Source organism: Rhodococcus sp. Leaf247 (assembly GCF_001426185.1).
GTDB lineage: Bacteria > Actinomycetota > Actinomycetes > Mycobacteriales > Mycobacteriaceae > Rhodococcoides.
On record NZ_LMRP01000001.1, the window covers coordinates 932,986 to 950,842 of the forward strand.

The following is a 17,857-nucleotide window of genomic DNA, read 5'->3' on the forward strand; positions in this document are numbered from 1 at the left end:
ATGGACTGGTTGCGCCCCGGACTCGTCCACACGGGGTGCGTGAGGAGACACCCGTGACCGACGGACCGTTGATCGTCCAGTCCGACAAGACCCTGCTGCTCGAGGTCGACCACGACCTCGCGTCGCAGGCCCGCGCGGCCATCGCTCCGTTCGCCGAACTCGAGCGCGCGCCCGAACACGTCCACACCTACCGCATCACCCCGCTGGCCCTGTGGAACGCACGCGCCGCCGGTCACGACGCGGAGCAGGTCGTCGACGCGTTGGTCACCTTCTCCCGGTACGCGGTACCGCAGCCGTTGCTCGTCGACATCGTCGACACGATGGCCCGCTACGGCCGGTTGCAGCTGGTGAAGTCGCCGGTGCACGGCCTGTCGCTCGTCAGCCTCGACCGCGCCGTGCTGACCGAGATCATGCGCCACAAGAAGATCGCGCCCATGCTCGGCGCACAGGTCGACGACGACACGGTGCTGGTGCACCCCAGCGAGCGCGGCCGCCTCAAGCAGATGCTGCTCAAGGTCGGCTGGCCCGCCGAGGACCTCGCCGGGTACGTCGACGGTGAGGCCCACCCCATCGATCTCGACTTCTCGGGTGGCCACTGGGAGCTGCGCGACTACCAGCAGATGGCCACGGATTCGTTCTGGGCCGGTGGTTCCGGCGTGGTGGTCCTCCCCTGTGGTGCGGGCAAGACGATGGTCGGGGCGGCCGCGATGGCCAAGGCCGGCGCGACCACGCTGATCCTGGTCACCAACACGGTCGCCGGCCGTCAGTGGAAGCGTGAACTGATCGCCCGCACGACGCTCACCGAGGAAGAGATCGGTGAGTACTCGGGTGAGCGCAAGGAAATCCGTCCGGTCACCATCGCGACGTACCAGGTGATCACCCGGCGCACCAAGGGTGAGTACAAGCATCTCGAGCTCTTCGACTCGCGCGACTGGGGGTTGGTGATCTACGACGAGGTGCACCTGCTCCCCGCGCCGGTGTTCCGCATGACGGCCGACCTGCAGTCCCGTCGCCGCCTCGGGCTCACCGCGACCCTGGTCCGCGAAGACGGCCGGGAAGGTGACGTGTTCTCCCTCATCGGCCCCAAGCGGTACGACGCGCCGTGGAAGGACATCGAGGCGCAAGGGTGGATCGCCCCGGCGGAGTGCATCGAGGTCCGGGTGACGCTGACGGACGCCGAGAGGATGTCCTACGCCGTCGCCGAACCAGAGGAGCGCTACAAGCTCTGCTCCACCGCCCACACCAAGATCGCAGTCGTGAAGTCGATCCTGTCCAAGCACCAGGATTCGCCGACGCTGGTCATCGGTGCGTACCTCGACCAGCTCGACGAGTTGGGTGCCGCTCTCGACGCCCCGGTGATCCAGGGATCGACCAAGAACAAGGAGCGCGAGTTGTTGTTCGACGCGTTCCGACGCGGCGAGATCAAGACGCTGGTGGTGAGCAAGGTGGCCAACTTCTCCATCGACCTCCCCGAAGCCTCCGTCGCCGTCCAGGTGTCGGGAACGTTCGGCTCCCGCCAGGAGGAGGCCCAGCGCCTCGGCCGGCTGCTCCGCCCGAAACACGATGGTGGACAGGCGCATTTCTACTCGGTCGTCTCCCGGGACACCCTGGACGCGGAGTACGCGGCGCATCGCCAGCGGTTCCTCGCCGAGCAGGGCTATGCCTACCGCATCACCGATGCCGACGACCTGCTGGGACCGGCGATCTGACATGAGACGCTTCGAATTCCCGGTCGACCGCTCCCATGCGAAGTCGGTCAACGAAACGCTCGGAGACGTTCGGCGACTGCAGCTGTCGTCCGTCGTCTTCGCGATCGTCCTGGGAGCGGGGGCAGCCTGGCTCTTCGTTCTGCAGCACCCGTGGTCCTACATCCTCGGCGCCGTCCTCGCCGTCGCCGCCGTCATCTCGCTCTGGGTGTCGGTCTGGGCTCCGCGCAAGGTGGGGTCGATCGACGACCTTTATGCGAACAGTGCCCTGGTGCCGGCGATGGTGTCGGAGACACGTCCGCGCGGCGCCACCATTCTCGCGTTGATCGACGTGGCGAAGCCGGACACGGCCGTGCCGCACTACGCCCTCGTCGTGCGCAACGTCCGCGCCCTACCCGGGCACACGTTGACCGAAGGTGAACGCGTTCCGTCGGTCGCCGTCCTCACCGATCGCAGTACCAAGTCGATCTCCGAGACCTGGCAGATGGTCAGCCCCATGCCCATCGCGTGGGGCACCCGCGACCGCACGGTTCTGCGGACCGCGATAGAAGCCATCGACTCGGTGGAGTGGAAGTTGCTGCGCAAGAACCTGTCCCTGTCGGAGAAGGTGCGAACGGCGGAGAACAACCAGATTCTCATCGACCCGCACGATCTCCCCGAGGAACTGCTCCGTCCCGACCAGGGCTGACCCCGGCCGCTAGGCTTTGTCCATGTCCGTGACCGATGGTGAGGCTGTGAACGAGCGCGATATCCCGACGGTGGCCCGCCTTCGTCCGTTCGGCTCGACCATCTTCGCCGAGATGACGGCACTGGCCGCCACGCACGACGCGGTCAATCTCGGTCAGGGGTTTCCCGACACCGACGGGCCCGCACGCATGCTCGAGGTGGCGCAGGAGGCCATTGCCTCCGGCCTGAACCAGTACCCGCCGGGCCCGGGCATGAAAGTACTGCGCGACGCGATCGCCGGCGACCGCGCGCGGCGGTACGGCACGCAGTACGACCCGGACTCGGAGATCCTGGTGACCGTGGGAGCCACCGAGGCCGTCAGTGCCGCGATGCTCGGACTTGTCGAGGCGGGCGACGAGGTGCTGCTGATCGAGCCGTACTACGACTCGTACGCCGCCGCGGTAGCCCTGGCCGGCGCGCGACGACGCACGGTCCCGCTGGTCGTCGACGGTGACCGCTTCGCCCTCGACCTCGATGCCCTTCGCGCGTCGGTGGGGCCGGACACGCGGATGATCGTCGTCAATTCTCCGCACAATCCCACCGGAACCGTCTTCACGACACAGGAACTCGCCGCGATCGCCGAGGTCGCGTGCGAGCACGATCTGCTGGTGCTGACGGACGAGGTGTACGAACGGCTGGTCTTCGACGACGCCGTGCACACCCCCCTGGCGACGTTCGACGGAATGGCCGAGCGGACCATCACCGTCTCGAGCGCCGCGAAGACCTTCAACGCCACCGGCTGGAAGACCGGATGGGCCTGTGGGCCCGCACCGTTGATCGCGGCGGTCAAGACCGCCAAGCAGTTCCTGACCTTCGTGGGCGGCGCACCGTTCCAGCCGGCGGTGGCGCACGCACTCGAACACGAGAGCGCGTGGGTCGACTCCCTCCGCGCGGGGCTTCAGACCAAACGGGATGTGCTCTCGACAGCCCTGTCCGACGCCGGCCTGGGCGTCAAGCGCAGCGAGGGAACGTACTTCGTGTGTGCGGACATCGCCCCGCTCGGTGAGCACGACGCCGACGCGTTCTGCCGTGCGCTGCCCGAACGTATCGGAGTGGTCGGGGTGCCGGTGGACGCCTTCGTCGACCACCGCGAGGGGTGGAACACGTTGGTGCGCTTCGCGTTCTGCAAGCAGGACGAGGTTCTCGCCGAGGCAGCCGCCCGTCTGGCTCGTCTCACCGACACGGCATGACGAGCGAGAGTCCGGCGTCTCCGACCATTTCCGTCGAGTTCGTCCGCACTGCCGTGTCACTGGCCCGCGAGACAGGGCTCGATCTGACGGCGTGTCTGCGCGAGGCCGACATCGACCCGCACGTGCTGTCCCGCCCGGGCGCCCGCCTCACCACCGATCAGGTGACCCGGTTGACGCGCGCGTTGTGGCAGATGACCGGGGACGAGCTGATGGGCCTGGGGTCCGCGCCGGTGCGACGCGGTACGTTCCGCGCACTCAGCCTGACGATGATCCATCGCCCGGACCTCGGCAGTGCGCTCGAGCGCATGGTCGACGTGGGGCGAGCGTTTCCCGGCGTGCCTCGCGGCGTGCTGATGCGCGGGGGCGGCCGCGCTCGACTCGAACTCACCGACACCCCGACGATGTTGGACGGTCAGCTCTCCCCCGAGGTGGCGGCAGCGGCACGTCGGATCCAGATCGAGTTCCTGCTGATCCTGTGGCATCGCTTCTCGGCGTGGCTCATCGGCCGTCGCCTGAAGCTTCTGTCCGTGGAGATGCCGTTCCCCGAGCCCGCGCAGCCGTCGCCTCGCGTGTACGACGACATCTTCGGGGTGCACGTGAGATTCGGCAGCGACGTCGCCGCCCTCGAGTTCGACGACGCCATCATGGCGTCGCCGTTGGTGCAGACCGAGGAATCGCTCGAGGAGTACCTGCGCGAGTCGCCCAACCGCCTGTTCTCCGAGCGGGACTACGGGTCCAGCGCTGCGAGCGTGGTGCGACGCGCGCTTGCTCTGGGGGCGATGGGCAGGGCGTCGACCACCACCGACATCGCCGCGATGCTGTCCATCAGCGTTCCGCACCTGCGTCGACTCCTCCGCCAGGAAGGCACGTCGCTGGGGGAACTCCGCGACGAGGTGCTCCGGGACGCGGCGGTGGCCGGGCTCGAACGGGGCGAGACGGCCGAGGAGATCTCGACCCGCCTCGGCTTCTCCGAGCCCAGCGCGTTCCGCCGCGCCTTCAAGCGGTGGACCGGAGTGACCCCCGGTTCCTATCGCTCACACGCGTGACGCGCTCAGGATCATCTCCGATGCCTTCTCTCCGATGAGCACCGACGGCGCGTGCGTGTGGCCCCGGATGATCGTGGGCATCACCGACGCGTCGGCGACCCGGAGTCCGGACACGCCGCGGACCCGGAGTTCGGGGTCGACCACCGAGTTCGCATCCGACCCCATCCGGCAGGTGCCCACCGGGTGATACAGCGTGTGCGACATGGTGTCCAGCGATTCGGTCAGCGCCTCGTCGAGGGCCTCGCTGTGCCGCAGGACCGGCCGGACCATCTCCCCCAGCCGTGACTTCAGAGGCTCGGTCTGCGCGATGTCCGCGCAGTAGCGGAGCCCGCTGAGCATGGCGGCACGGTCGATGCCGTCGGCGTCGGACAGGTACCGCGGATCCACGACGGCCTTGTCCAGCGGCTGCGACGACCGTAGCGAGATGCGCCCACGGCTCTCCGGCTTGAGCAGGATCGACCCGAGAATGGCCGCGTGGGAATCGGCCGGGATCAGTCCCTCGTCGAAGAACGGAGCGGGCGCGAACAGCAGCTCGAGATCCGGGAGATCGAGGGAGTCGCGGCTGCGCACGAACCCGTACGCCTCACCGACGTTCGAGGTCAGCATGCCGCGACGCCGCGCAAGATAGTTGATCAACTCCGGAATCTTCTCGGCCGTGAACAGGGTGTCGGACTGCACGCCGTATCCCAACGCGGACACCAGGTGGTCCATCAGGTTCTCGCCGACCTCCGGTGCCGCGTGCACCACGTCGATGCGGTGCTCGGCCAGGTGCTCGGGATTACCGATACCGGAGAGCATCAGCAGCTGGGGAGTGTTGATGGCGCCTCCGGACAGGATCACCTCCACCCTCGCTCGAACGGTGTGCAGCGCACCGTCCTTCGAGTACTCGACGCCGACGGCGCGTGTACCCTCGAACAGCACGCGCGTCGCCTGCGCCTCCGTCACCACCGTCAGGTTGGGACGTGACATCGCCGGTCGAAGGTACGCATCGGCGCAACTCCAGCGGGCGCCGCGCTTCTGGGTGACCATGGTCTCGGTCATGCCCTTGGGCGCCGGCAGGTTGGCGCGCTCGGTCGACAATCCCAGCGCTGCAGCGGCTTCCAGGTACGCAGCGGTGATCTTGCGAGGACTCCGCTGCTTGGACACGTGCAGGGGCCCACCCGTCCCCTCGTCGGATTCCGTGGCACCTTCCAGGTTCTCGATCCGTCGGAAGGTCTCGACGACGCTGTCGAACGACCAGTTCTGCCCGGCTGCCTCGGCCCAGTCGTCGTAGTCGGCGGCGAATCCGCGCACCCACATCATGGCGTTCATCGACGACGAGCCGCCGAGCATCTTCCCGCGCGGCCAGAAGATCCTGCGGCCCGCCAGTTCCGCCTGCGGTTCGGTGTCGTAGTCCCAGTCCATCTCGGAGCGGAACAACTTGGAGAAGCCGGCCGGGATGTGGACGAACTTGTCCTTGTCCTCGGGCCCCGCCTCGAGGACGACGACGTCGTTGGCGGACGACGCGCTCAGGCGGTTGGCGACGACGCAGCCGGCGGAACCTGCGCCGACGACGACGTAGTCGGTGGTGATCTCGGGCATGTCAGCCTCTCAGAGCGGATGCGAAGATGGCGGGCAGAGCTTTCCAGGACGGTGCCGCCGCGAAGGCCGTGAAGCGCTTCGCCGTGGTGGCTGCCGTGCGGTTGGTGACGAACCACGGCGGCTTCGGGGACAGAGTCATCTCGCCCTTGAGGATGGAGCGCGGCGACGGCCGGAACGGTCCGCGGACGACGGTGCGCTCGGGCCGGTCGATCAGGAGAGCGTTGTGCACCACACCGATTCCGCTCTGGACGTCGTCCAGGGTGTGCCCCGGGAACGCACCCCAGGTCGCGGCCGCGGTCAGGAATCCGACTCCGGTCCACGCGTTCAATGCAACGGTTCCGTAGCGGAGGCTCTCGATCATCGTGTCCACACCGCGGCCCATCGCCGACAGCGTGGCGGGGTGGGCGATGATGTTGACTCCGAGTGTCCCGACGAACTCCTCGTTGGCCATGCGCACCGCCTCGGAGACGTATCGCTCACCGCTGTAGGGGATCTCGATGACACCGAGGACAGGCGCGAAGTACTCGGTGGTGAGCAGCGCGCGGTAGCGGTCCGGGTCCAGATCACTGACGAGGGTGCGCTCGCCGGCAGGTCCGAGCGACTGCGCGCCGGGGTAATCCGCCCGAGCCCCGGCGACACGGGTAGCGCTGCCCGGGTAGTAGGCGTCGCGGCCGGGGGCGTCGTGAAGGGCCTTGCGCAGCGCCGCCAGGAACTTGTCCCGCTTGTCCCACTCGGAGGAGATGACGACGACCTGCGCTGCGACACAGTTGTATCCGCCGTTGTGCAGGCGCTGGGTGACCACGTGCTCGGCCTGGAACGCGATGTCCGCGTCCGACCAGTCGCCGGGAAGCACGATGACGGGCGAGACGCCGCCGAGCTCGCTCGAGATGGGCACGTCGAGGACGGGGGTGTTCGCCTTCTTGCGAGCCGCGCCCTCCTCCCCCGTCCCGAACACGATGGCGTCGTGCGTCAGCGAGCTGCCGGTCATGTGGACATGCGCGACACCGTCGTGACGCACCAGGTAGGACCCGACATCGGGACCGCCGGTCAGGATGCGGACCGCACCGATGTCGATGAGCGGCGCGAAGGCCGCACGCAGCACCGGTGCCATCGGATCGGTGACCGGGTTGAGCTTGAGTGCCACGACCCGATTGTGGGCGACGAGTTCGTACAGGGTGTCGAGCGGTGCGATGGACGTGATGTTGCCGGCGCCGAGCACGACACCGATGCCTCCGGTGGTGGCCGGATCACGTTGCGCCAGACCGGCGTTCTTCCTGGCCGTGTCCGCGTCGACTCCCGGCTCGAGCCACACCTCGGCGCTGAACCCGTTGAGCAGCAAGGTGTCGAAGATGTTGGAGGGCAGCACCTTCACGGTGGTGCGACCACCGGGAGCAGTGCCCAGATCGACGCCCGTCAACGGACTGCGGCCGGCGTCGAGCTGACGGATGCTCTGCGCGAGCACGCCGCATGCGGTGATCACCGAGTACGGACCCGACAACCATTCCTCGCCCATCAACGGTGACGACGCGGGGAGCTTCTTGAATACGGCAGCGGCGTCGACCCACGCCTGGGCGTGCTTCGCCGTCAGTGCGCTGACCTCGTCGAGAAGTCGTGCGCGGTCGGCGAGCGAGGTGCGACCCCACACCGTCTCGCCCTGCGCGAGATCGGTCAGGGCGGTGTCGACGTCGGGAAAGGTGGGTGAGTCGGTGGTGCTCGAGGACAATTCGCCTGTGGTCATAGGTTCGATTGTGACGTGCACTACATGCGGTGACCATAGGCACGCGCCGGTGCCTGACCGCGGCGCATTGTGCCCGCGCACAGTAAGGGTGTGGCGCCCGTTACACGCGGCCCGTAGGGTCGAGGAATGTCGACACCCGTGGTCACTCGCCCGACCGGCGCCGCGCCTCTGACCTCGGAGTCGCTCGCGTCGCAGCTACGAGCCCATGTGGGTGAGCTCAGCGACCGGCTCGTCGCCGACATCCTGACGGTCGAGCAGTCCTACCTCGACTCGACGTCGCTGACGCGCGATCAGCTGGACACGGTGTGCACCGGCAATCTCCGATCCATGCTCGACGCTCTGGCCTCCGGCGATACCGGCGATCTGGAGCCCGCACGAGCAGCCGGTCGCATCAAAGCCGAGAACGGAGTCCCGCTCGCAGCGCTGCTGCACGCGTTCCGTCTCGGCGGGCGGTTGATCTGGCAGGAACTCACCGTGACAGCCGCCGGTCGCACTCCGGAGGTGCTGCTCGCCATGGCGACGGACGTCTGGGCGATGGTGGACACGTACTCGGACGCCGCCGCCGACGCCTACCGGGATGCCGCGGACCGCCTGGCGCTGGACGACGCGGACGCACGCCGCCGAGTCCTCCGAGCCCTGTTCGATGAGGCCTCGTCCGACCCGTCGTCGCTGCTCGACGCCTTGCGGACGTTCCGTATCCCCGACTCCGGGCACTTCACCGTGGTCTCGGCGGAGACATCGCTCGAGCGTGGCGCGCTGTCCGGTCGCGCCCGCGACGCCGTGCTCGCTGCCGGTGTCGACTCGGTGTGGGACACCGACGCGGACGGCCACCTGGGCCTACTGGTCGGATCGTCGGATGCGGCCCTGGATCGTGCCGTCGAGACCCTCGGCGCCCTGTACGGCACCAGGGTCGGTGTCGGCACGTACTTCCACCGATCGCTCGCGACTCCGGTCGCCGTGGCCCAGGCTCGCAGCGCCCGACGATGCGCTCCGGCGGGGAGCGCGCGGGTGATCCGCTACGACGCGTCCCCGATTCCACTCCTGCTGGTCACGACGCCCGACGCGGCCGCCCTGGCTGCCCGTCAGATACTCGGACCGCTGGCCACGTCCGCGGTCGACGACCGCGTGAGTCTTCTCGACACTCTCGATGCCTGGTTCGCCTCGGGCGGATCCACCACGGCGGCGGCCGACGCGCTGCACTATCACCGCAACACGGTGCTCTACCGGCTCCGCCGGATCCACGAGCTGACCGGGCGCGATCACACCGACCCCGCCCAGGCCGCCGAGTTGTACGTCGGACTCCGCGCCGCCGAACTCGCCGGTCTGCGCTGACCACTAGAACATGCGTTCGACTCCGCGCTAGAATGGCTCGATGAGTTACGCACTTCAGGCGTCCCTGTTCGACGATGCCGCGGACGGACCGTCACTCGGCCCGCTGTCGGACATCAGGCGGACGACGCTGACGGACGGGGCGTGGATCGACGTACTGCCGGGGTGGGTCCGAGGATCGGACACACTGTTCGACACCCTGGTCGAGGACGTTCCGTGGCGCGCCGAGCGTCGTCCGATGTACGACCGGGTGGTCGACGTGCCGCGGCTGATCTCGTTCTACCCCGACCCGGCACGGCTCCCGTCACCCGCTCTGGTCGAGGCCGGAGACGCGTTGAGTCGGCACTACCGAGCAGAACTCGGCGAGGACTTCGCGACGGCCGGGCTCTGCTTCTACCGGGACGGCAAGGACAGCGTCGCGTGGCACGGGGACGACATCGGGCGCGGCGCCCGCGAGGACACGATGGTCGCCATCGTGTCCTTCGGCGCCGCGCGGTCGCTGCTGCTGCGACCGCGCGGCGGTGGTCCGTCGGTGAGACACGCACTCGGACACGGTGATCTGATCGTCATGGGCGGTTCGTGCCAGCGGACCTGGGAACACAGCATCCCCAAGACCGCACGACCGACCGGTCCTCGCATCAGCGTTCAGTTCCGGCCCCACGGCGTGCGCTGACCGCGTCGGCGAGCGCGTGCAGTGCCGTGGCCGTGTCGTCCCATCCGATGCACGCGTCGGTCACCGACTGGCCGTAGGTCAGGTCGGCATCGCGTCCGGAGAGAAGATCCTGGCGGCCCTCGACGAGGAAGCTCTCGATCATGACGCCGACGACGGCGCGGTCACCGGCCGCCACTCGGTCGGCGATATCACCCAGGACCACGTTCTGCCGACGATGATCCTTGGCGCTGTTGCCGTGGCTGACGTCGACGACCACCCGACCCGGCCGACCGGCGAGCTCGAGGCGCCGCGTCGCGTCGGCAACCGAGGCCGCATCGTAATTCGGTCCTGCTGTGCCGCCGCGCAGGATCACGTGGGAATCGGGGTTTCCGTCGGTACGCACGATGGCGACTCGGCCGTCGTCGTCGACACCGGGGAACACGTGCGCCGACGACGCGGACCTGATTCCGTCGACAGCCACCTGGACGTCGCCGTCGGTGCCGTTCTTGATGCCCACCGGCATCGGCAGGCCGCTCACCATCTGCCGATGCACCTGGGAGGACGCCGTTCTCGCCCCGATCGCCCCGTACGTCACCAGGTCCGACAGGTGACCGGAGATCATCGGGTCCAGGAACTCCGTCGCCGCCGGCAGACCGGCGTCGACGATGTCCGCGAGGATCCGGCGCGCAGCACGGAGGCCGCCGTCCAGATCGTCCGACCCGTCGAGACGAGGGTCGGAGAGCAGCCCTTTCCACCCGACCGTGGTGCGCGGCTTCTCGAAGTACACCCGCATGATCACCTGTATCCGGTCGGCCAACTCCCCCGACAGGACGGCGAGACGCTGCGCGTAGTCCATCGCCGCAGCCGGGTCGTGAATCGAGCAGGGCCCCACGACGACGGCGATGCGATCGTCGTCGCCGGCAAGGATGCGGCGCAGTTCGGCACGACTGTCGGCGACGCGAGCGGGCGCGAACGGCGACGACGGCACGGCAGAGCGAAGCTCACGAGGTGAGAGGAGTGGGCCCGTCAGGATCTGATCGGGCGCGGTGTCCAGTGCAAGAGTCACGATGATTGTCCTCGTCGGGCTCGGGTGACCCGGCACGACCGACGAACGCACTTCCACGCGAGCCGGTCCTGCCGGCTCGTCGGGTGGGGTTGGTCAGCGCATGGTTCCGCTGACCGGACCACCGAGGGCCGGCCTGCTGAACCAAAAATATGCTCGCTGCACATCTGCACTGTAGCGGACAGCGAACGTGGGACGATACGTCGATGTCTGACGCGAGATCCACAGGTGACCGGATACAACGCAGTCCCGGCTTCGAGAAGGCCGCACGGGCAGGTCATCTCGGCAGCGGAGTCGTCCATCTCCTGATCGGGTACATCACCGTGCGACTCGCCCTGGGCGGCGGCGGGAACGCCGACCAGTCGGGCGCACTCGGCGAGCTCGCCTCGCGTCCGGGCGGCGCTGTCGTGCTGTGGATCGCCGTCGTGGCGTTCGTGGCGCTCGCCGCGTGGCGCGCGGTCGAGGCGAGCGTCGGCAAGAAGTCCGACGCCGATTCCGGAGGTGTGACCGACCGCCTCAAAGCGGCGTCTCTGGCCGTGGTCTACCTTGCCTTCGCCTGGTCGGCCTTCACCTTCGCCAGCGGATCCGGGAAGTCGAGCGGGCAGCAGAACGCGGGTATCACCGCGCGGTTGATGGAGTCCGGCATCGGCAAGGTCGTGCTGATCGTGGCCGCCGTGGTCATCGTCGCCGTCGGCATCTACCACGTCTACAAGGGTGTTTCCACGAACTTCACGGACGATCTGCAGGGCGGGGTGGGACGGCCGGTCCGGGCGATCGGTGTGGCCGGCTACTCGGCCAAGGGCCTGGTGCTCACCGGCGCGGGTGTGCTGGTGGCCGTCGCGGTGCTGACTGCCGACCCGAGCAAGGCCACCGGACTGGACGGAGCTCTCAAGACCCTGGGATCGCAGCCGTTCGGGCAGGTACTCCTCGTCCTGGCCGGACTCGGTCTCGCGCTGTACGGCGTGTACGCCTTCGTGCTCGCGCGTCACGCCAAGATGTAAGAGTTATTCGGCGAACCCGTGGGCCGTTCACAGCCTTTTACCAGCGACGTAGTGCACACTACGGGGTATGAGTTTGCTGCACGCTCCGAAAACCTCCACGGCACCCGTTACCGAGGGTCACTACCCATCGGTGCCCACCACCCCGCTCACCACGCCGTCGCGTCCGACGGACGACGCCTACCCGGGCATCCTCCGCACTCTCGCGATGTTCCTCTTCGCGCGCTGACCGCCGTCGAGCACCACTGCGGCTTTTCGCAGGAGAGAAAGGTTGTGCACAATCTAGTTGTGCACTACTGTTCGGGGAGTGAACGACACACTGGCTCTCGACAAGCAGCTGTGCTTCGCCCTCTACTCGGCGTCGCGCGCCACCACGGCGGTCTACCGGCCGCTGCTCGACGATCTCGGCGTCACCTACCCCCAGTACCTCGTCCTCCTGGCGCTGTGGGAACAGGACGGCTTGGGCGTCTCCGAACTCGGAGCACGTCTGGACCTGGACTCCGGGACCCTGTCACCGCTGCTCAAGAGGATCGAGACGATCGGCGTGATCACCAGGGAACGGTCCCCCGACGACGAGCGTCGCGTCGAGATCCGCCTGACCGATGCCGGCCACGCTCTGCGTGACCGTGCGCGATCCATACCGGAGTGCATCTTCACCGCGTCGGGGCTGACCGCCGACGAAGCCACCACGCTCGTCGCCCTCGTCCGCAAGACGACGGCCGCACTCCGCCACTCCTGAACTCACCCGCAACAGAAAGGCCTACTCATGAAGACCCTGTACACCGCCGAGGCACTCGCCACCGGAGAAGGCCGCGACGGCCACGGACGCACCACCGACGGCAAGGTCGACGTCGACCTGTCGATCCCGACCGAGATGGGCGGCAACGGCAAGGGCACCAATCCCGAGCAGCTCTTCGCTGTCGGGTACGCAGCCTGCTACCACTCCGCACTGCGCATGGTCGCCGGCCAGCAGAAGGCCGACGTCTCCGACTCGTCCGTCGGCGCGAAGGTGAGCATCGGCCCGAACGACGCCGGCGGCTTCCAGCTCGCCGTCGTCCTCGAGGTGACCCTGCCCAACCTCGACCACGACACGGCGCAGGCCCTCGCGGACAAGGCCCACGAGGTTTGCCCCTACAGCAACGCCACCCGCGGAAACATCGACGTCCAGATCACCGTCAGCGACGACTGAGCACTAGATCGGGTACGTCACGCCCGTGAGCTCGACGGACTTGTCCCAGAGCTCACGGGCAGTTTTCTCGTCGTGAGACGCCTTGTTCGAGCCCACCTTCTTCGGATAGCCGCTGAGCTCCTGGAAGCCGTCCGGGCCGTAGTACCCACCCGAGTCGAGTCCGGGCTCGGTGGCTGCGTACAGCTCGGGCAGGCTGCCCATGTACGCCGACTGCGCGAACAACCGGCCGATCGACATGACGGCGTCCTGGAACGACTCGGTGCGCCCCTGCAGTTCGGTCGACGAGTATCCGGGATGGGCCGCGAACGACTTCAGCGGTGATCCTGCCGCACGCAGACGTCGGTCCAGCTCGTAGGCGAAGATGAGGTTGGACAGCTTGGACTGCCCGTACGCACCCCATCGGCTGTAGCGACGGTTCTCGTAGTTCGGGTCCGACACCTTCAGCCCCGGCACCTGGTGCATGAAGCTCGACATGGTGACCACCCGGTCGGTGATCCTGTCCAGCAACAGACCGGTGAGGGCGAAATGGCCGAGGTGGTTCGTGCCGAACTGCATCTCGAACCCGTCGGCAGTCTTCTTGTGCGGCAACGCCATCACCCCGGCGTTGTTGATCAGCACGTCGACCTCGGGGGTGTTCTCCGCGAACTCCCGCACCGAGCTCAGGTCCGCCAGATCGAGTCGACGGACGTGCGCGTTCTCTCCGATCTCGGCTGCGATCGGCGCGGCCTTCTCGACCGTCCGGCACGCGAGGACGACATTCGCGCCGGCCCGCCCCAGAGCCTTGGCCGCCTCGGCGCCGAGCCCGCTGTTCGCCCCCGTGACGACGAAGGTCCGACCGGATTGATCCGCGATGTCGGTCTCGGCCCATCTACGTGTTTTCGTTGCCATCGTTCATCCCCCAGAGAGTTGCTCGTCGCCGATCCTGCTCGTGCGACACGACACTACTGACGCGCACGCGCTTTACTTGACCGGTGCCCGCACCCCTGCCCATCCGCGACGGACTGAATCCGACGAGGATCCGCATGCCCGAGGTGTCGTCCGACGGCGACACCGTCGTGGGGTACCTGTCCGGACGGTTCCCGAACGACGCGGACTCGTTGCGCGCGAAGGTGTCGGCCGGCGAGGTGGTCGACAGCACCGGACGACCGGTGTCCACCGAATCACCGCTGGTCCCGAGGTCGGACATCTACCTCTACCGGGATCCCCCGTTCGAGCCCGAGGTGCCGTTCGCCATGGAGATCATCCACCGCGACGACGCCATCGTCGTGGTGGACAAACCTCATTTCCTGGCCACCACGCCGCGCGGCCGATTCGTCGTGCAGACGGCGTTGACTCGTCTCCGCCGCGTGCTGGGGAACGACGAACTGTCCCCCGCGCATCGGCTCGACAGACTGACCGCCGGTGTACTGATCTTCACCGCGCGCACCGACGTGCGGCGGGCGTACCAGGAGATGTTCCGCGACCGCACGATGACGAAGGTCTACGAGGCGGTCGCTGCGGAGTCGTCCACGACCACGTTCCCGCGCACGGTGACAAGTCGCATCGTCAAGGAACGGGGGTCGTTGCAGGCCCTGGAGGTCGCCGGCGAGTCGAACAGCGAGACCCTGGTGGAGAAGATCGGTGCAGTCGGCGGACTCGCGCACTACCGCCTGCACCCGCGCACCGGCAAGACGCACCAACTGCGCGTACACATGGCGTCACTCGGCTTACCGATCGTCGGCGACTCGCTGTACCCCGTTCCGCGCGAGGTGGCTGTCGACGACTATCGGGATCCGCTGCAACTTCTCGCGCGGAGCATCACGTTCACCGACCCGATCACAGGCGCACCGCGGCACTTCGAGTCTCGGCGGAGCCTGTGGCCGTTCGGATCGTGATCTGGTGCGAGATCGCGGCGAGGGTCAGCAGCCCTATCGCTAGATTGCTCAGCGCCGCGAACCCGGTCTCGGCGAAGTCGACGAGCGCGCCGAGCAGCGCGTAGATCAACGCGGCCGTGCGCAGCCTGCGTAGCGGCCACTGCGCCCCCGTGCGACGCCGGGCGATCAGCGCGGGGAGCGCGAGAACGACTGTCGCACAGGCGGTCAGCCACAGGATGCCGCCGGACAGGGTCATGCGGTCCAGGGTGACGTCCAGATCATCGCTCTCGATCACCAGGCCGCCGGTGAGCAGCTGCGCCACCCCGGCCAGCACGGTCGCCAGGGCCGTCACGACCATCAGCCACGACAACACGGTCACCCACCGCGGGCTCGTCAGCATCGACGGCACGGCGCGTGACGTACGCGCACGCCAGACCGTCGTCCGGGACGACGCCGGCGCGCACCGGGTCAGGATAGTGTCGATGCCGGCGACGACCTCGGCGTCGGCGCCCGTCAGCCGCGCCCTGTCCAGAAGCTCCCGCGCGAGTTCGCGGCGCGATTCAGGAAGTCCGCCGATCACACCGTCGGCGGCGATGGCGGCGGCGTTCGCCAGGCACTCCACGCGAGGTCGGCTTGCGGAGGTCACGCACTGTCCGGCTGAGGATCAGAACCAGCACGACGGTCACGTACATGATCTCGGCCGACGGTCCGTAGAAGTAGTCGTTGTCCTTGGTCACGAACTTGCCGACTTCGTCGAGGAACAGTCCGAACCCCACACCGCCGAGGACCACCGCGACGGACCGGACACCGTAACCGAGGAACAGCCACCCCGACACGAGCGCTGCCATCATCAGCGCCCCGCCCCACAGCGCGTGCGCGATGTGCAGGGACCCGCCGCCCACCTGCGGATAGTCGGTCAGCTCGAGATACGCCCGGGTGAGGAGAATAGTGGCGACCGCGCCGATGACGAACAGCTCCACGGAGGACGTTCCGTGGGCACTGCGCACGATCGGCGTCCGCACGGGGATCGACACCGTCGGCGGCTTCGTGGTGGCCATCGTCGATTATGGCAACTCACAGTGGGTTTTGGCGGTCGAGTCGCCGATTCGTCACGGTAATGTTCGGTCGATGAAACTCGTCTCCGTCGCGTTCGCCGCAACCGCCGCCCTCTCGCTCGTGCTCACCGGGTGCAGCTCCGAAGATCAGCAGTCCGCGCAGGACACCGCGAACAACGCCGCCGAGTCCGTCGGCGACGCCGCTCAGGGCGCCCTGAGCTCCGCACAGTCGGCCGCCCCCGGCATCCAGTCCAGCGCCGGCAACCTGGCCGACGACGCCGGAAACGTGTTCGACGATGCCAAGCGCGCCACCTTCGTCGCCGCGTACAAGGCGCAGTTCTCCACCCTGTCCGAGGGGAAGTCGGACGAGGACATCGAGGGACTGCTGGGCAGCATCTGCCAGCAGATCACCGACGGCAAGGACAAGGACGCCGTCGTCACCGACATCCGATCCGCAGCCACCAACAACGGCAACGAGCCCGGTGTCGACGAGGCCGGCAACATCTACGAGCAGGCCAAGGTCGCCTGCCCCTGATCGCCGCGGCAGCACGTGTCGGTGTGCGCGGCTAGCGTGGCGATCGTTCCCCCGACGGAAGGATCGCCACCATGCCGGAGCCTGTCTCGACTCACCGACCGTGCTGCCAGGGCGTAGTCCCGCCCTACCTTCTGCAGCGCCTCGCATCGGCACCGACCGAGCGCAGCGCTCGCCTGGACACGGCCCCCTCCGTCGCCAGTCGCACGCTCGAGCTGGACGACGAGATGCGTCGACGGCGCGACGTGACACGGGAATCGTTGTCATCCAACGCCTCTCGCGGCGCAGTTGCCGGACGTCTCGTGCGGACCGTCGCCGACGCGAAGAACACGCAGACCCTTCCCGGCGACGTCGTCCGGCGCGAGGGTGATCCTGCTGTCGGCGATGCCGCAGCGGACGAGAGCTACGACGGGTTGGGGCTGACGTACGCCCTGTTCGACGAGGTGTACGGATGGGCGAGTCTGGACGGCAAGGGACTCCCCCTCGACGCCACCGTGCACTACGGCGAGCAGTACGACAACGCGTTCTGGGACGGCGACCGCATGGTGTTCGGCGACGGAGACGGCGAGGTGTTCACACGCTTCACGGTGTCCCTGTCGGTCGTCGCCCATGAACTGGCACACGGCTTCACCCAGTACACCTCGCAGCTCGAGTACTCCGGCCAGTCGGGTGCGCTCAACGAATCCATCTCGGACGTGTTCGGCGTCCTGGCCGAGCAGCGCTCACGCGGTGAGAACGCCGAGGACGCGTCCTGGCTCGTCGGCGAAGGCCTCTTCCTCCCCGACGTGCAGGGCTCCGCGCTGCGCTCGATGCTCGCACCGGGCACCGCGTACGACGACGACGTCCTGGGCAAGGATCCGCAGCCCGCCGACATGGCCGGGTACGTCGAGACCACCGATGACAACGGCGGTGTCCACATCAACTCCGGTATCCCCAACAGGGCGTTCGCCGAGGCCGCGGTGGCTCTCGGCGGCCCGGCGTGGGACCGTCTCGGGCAGGTCTGGTTCGACACGTTGACCTCCGGAACTGTGACGCCCACAGCAGATTTCGCAGCATTCGCCGCCGCCACCGTCGCTGCGGCGGCCACCCGCTACGGCTCGGATTCCGATGTTCACCGGGCCGTGCTCGGCGGGTGGACTACCGTGGGCGTCGAGCAGACGGGGTCCGATGCGTCGGACGAGGTGAGCCGAAGGGCGTGA

19 protein-coding genes are annotated in these 17,857 nt (G+C 68.0%); 13 read left to right on the plus strand and 6 right to left on the minus strand.

Going from position 1 to position 17,857, the window contains the following annotated elements:
• Positions 1-53 precede the first annotated feature (53 nt).
• Genes ASG64_RS04385 through ASG64_RS04400 form a run of 4 tightly spaced genes read left to right on the plus strand, consistent with a single transcriptional unit; the run spans position 54 to position 4,668 of the window.
• On the plus strand, positions 54-1,709 hold the full coding sequence (locus ASG64_RS04385; protein ID WP_042573912.1) for a DNA repair helicase XPB: 1,656 nt from the start codon (positions 54-56) through the stop codon (positions 1,707-1,709).
• A 1-nt stretch (position 1,710) separates the two neighbouring features.
• Positions 1,711-2,394: a DUF3239 domain-containing protein gene (locus ASG64_RS04390; protein WP_056070342.1), complete on the plus strand. Its 684-nt coding sequence runs from the start codon at positions 1,711-1,713 to the stop codon at positions 2,392-2,394.
• A 22-nt stretch (positions 2,395-2,416) separates the two neighbouring features.
• On the plus strand, positions 2,417-3,622 hold the full coding sequence (locus ASG64_RS04395; protein ID WP_056070345.1) for a pyridoxal phosphate-dependent aminotransferase: 1,206 nt from the start codon (positions 2,417-2,419) through the stop codon (positions 3,620-3,622).
• Positions 3,619-4,668: an AraC family transcriptional regulator gene (locus tag ASG64_RS04400; RefSeq protein ID WP_056070349.1), complete on the plus strand. Its 1,050-nt coding sequence runs from the start codon at positions 3,619-3,621 to the stop codon at positions 4,666-4,668. Before ASG64_RS04395 ends, ASG64_RS04400 begins: the two co-directional genes overlap by 4 nt.
• On the opposite strand, the gene ASG64_RS04405 is transcribed toward ASG64_RS04400, so the two are convergent.
• On the minus strand, positions 4,657-6,249 hold the full coding sequence (locus ASG64_RS04405; RefSeq protein ID WP_056070351.1) for a GMC family oxidoreductase: 1,593 nt from the start codon (positions 6,247-6,249) through the stop codon (positions 4,657-4,659). The two genes, ASG64_RS04400 and ASG64_RS04405, sit on opposite strands and share 12 nt — an antisense overlap.
• A gap of 1 nt (position 6,250) precedes the next feature.
• Positions 6,251-7,987, minus strand: coding sequence for an aldehyde dehydrogenase family protein (locus ASG64_RS04410; RefSeq protein ID WP_056070355.1), 1,737 nt, complete (start codon positions 7,985-7,987; stop codon positions 6,251-6,253).
• 126 nt (positions 7,988-8,113) lie between these two features.
• On the opposite strand from ASG64_RS04410, the gene ASG64_RS04415 reads away from it, so the two are divergent.
• Positions 8,114-9,319, plus strand: coding sequence for a PucR family transcriptional regulator (locus ASG64_RS04415; protein ID WP_056070359.1), 1,206 nt, complete (start codon positions 8,114-8,116; stop codon positions 9,317-9,319).
• Positions 9,320-9,359: 40 nt separating this feature from the next.
• Positions 9,360-9,989, plus strand: coding sequence for an alpha-ketoglutarate-dependent dioxygenase AlkB (locus tag ASG64_RS04420; protein ID WP_056070362.1), 630 nt, complete (start codon positions 9,360-9,362; stop codon positions 9,987-9,989).
• Here the strand turns inward: ASG64_RS04420 and ASG64_RS04425 are convergent.
• Positions 9,955-11,037 carry a 3-deoxy-7-phosphoheptulonate synthase gene (locus ASG64_RS04425; protein WP_200933440.1) on the minus strand — a complete coding sequence of 361 codons (1,083 nt, stop codon included), beginning with the start codon at positions 11,035-11,037 and terminating at the stop codon, positions 9,955-9,957. The two genes, ASG64_RS04420 and ASG64_RS04425, sit on opposite strands and share 35 nt — an antisense overlap.
• A gap of 200 nt (positions 11,038-11,237) precedes the next feature.
• Between ASG64_RS04425 and ASG64_RS04430 the strand changes: the two genes are divergently transcribed.
• From ASG64_RS04430 to ASG64_RS04440, 4 genes are all read left to right on the plus strand, one after another.
• The gene (locus ASG64_RS04430; protein ID WP_056070363.1) at positions 11,238-12,032 is read left to right on the plus strand and encodes a DUF1206 domain-containing protein; all 795 of its coding nucleotides are present in this window, start codon (positions 11,238-11,240) and stop codon (positions 12,030-12,032) included.
• Positions 12,033-12,099: 67 nt separating this feature from the next.
• Positions 12,100-12,258, plus strand: coding sequence for a hypothetical protein (locus ASG64_RS21755; RefSeq protein ID WP_156388251.1), 159 nt, complete (start codon positions 12,100-12,102; stop codon positions 12,256-12,258).
• Positions 12,259-12,336: 78 nt separating this feature from the next.
• The gene (locus tag ASG64_RS04435; RefSeq protein WP_042573856.1) at positions 12,337-12,768 is read left to right on the plus strand and encodes a MarR family winged helix-turn-helix transcriptional regulator; all 432 of its coding nucleotides are present in this window, start codon (positions 12,337-12,339) and stop codon (positions 12,766-12,768) included.
• Positions 12,769-12,795: 27 nt separating this feature from the next.
• Complete coding sequence (locus ASG64_RS04440) at positions 12,796-13,218, plus strand: organic hydroperoxide resistance protein (RefSeq protein WP_056070367.1); 423 nt, start codon at positions 12,796-12,798, stop codon at positions 13,216-13,218.
• A gap of 3 nt (positions 13,219-13,221) precedes the next feature.
• Here ASG64_RS04440 and ASG64_RS04445 read toward each other — a convergent pair whose 3' ends face one another.
• Complete coding sequence (locus ASG64_RS04445) at positions 13,222-14,106, minus strand: oxidoreductase (protein ID WP_056070370.1); 885 nt, start codon at positions 14,104-14,106, stop codon at positions 13,222-13,224.
• Between the two features lie 134 nt (positions 14,107-14,240).
• On the opposite strand from ASG64_RS04445, the gene ASG64_RS04450 reads away from it, so the two are divergent.
• On the plus strand, positions 14,241-15,092 hold the full coding sequence (locus tag ASG64_RS04450; protein ID WP_442971126.1) for a pseudouridine synthase: 852 nt from the start codon (positions 14,241-14,243) through the stop codon (positions 15,090-15,092).
• On the opposite strand, the gene ASG64_RS22230 is transcribed toward ASG64_RS04450, so the two are convergent.
• Both ASG64_RS22230 and ASG64_RS22235 read right to left on the minus strand, forming a co-directional pair.
• Positions 15,034-15,717, minus strand: coding sequence for a hypothetical protein (locus ASG64_RS22230; protein ID WP_327212881.1), 684 nt, complete (start codon positions 15,715-15,717; stop codon positions 15,034-15,036). The genes ASG64_RS04450 and ASG64_RS22230 overlap by 59 nt on opposite strands.
• A complete protein-coding gene (locus ASG64_RS22235) occupies positions 15,632-16,129 on the minus strand; it encodes a hypothetical protein (RefSeq protein ID WP_327212882.1) in 498 nt (165 codons plus the stop codon). The genes ASG64_RS22230 and ASG64_RS22235 overlap by 86 nt, the downstream gene beginning before the upstream one ends.
• A 70-nt stretch (positions 16,130-16,199) precedes the next feature.
• Between ASG64_RS22235 and ASG64_RS04460 the strand changes: the two genes are divergently transcribed.
• Both ASG64_RS04460 and ASG64_RS04465 read left to right on the plus strand, forming a co-directional pair.
• Positions 16,200-16,661, plus strand: a complete 462-nt coding sequence (locus tag ASG64_RS04460; protein WP_156148828.1) for a hypothetical protein — start codon at positions 16,200-16,202, stop codon at positions 16,659-16,661.
• A gap of 71 nt (positions 16,662-16,732) precedes the next feature.
• On the plus strand, positions 16,733-17,857 hold the full coding sequence (locus ASG64_RS04465) for a M4 family metallopeptidase (protein WP_056070375.1): 1,125 nt from the start codon (positions 16,733-16,735) through the stop codon (positions 17,855-17,857).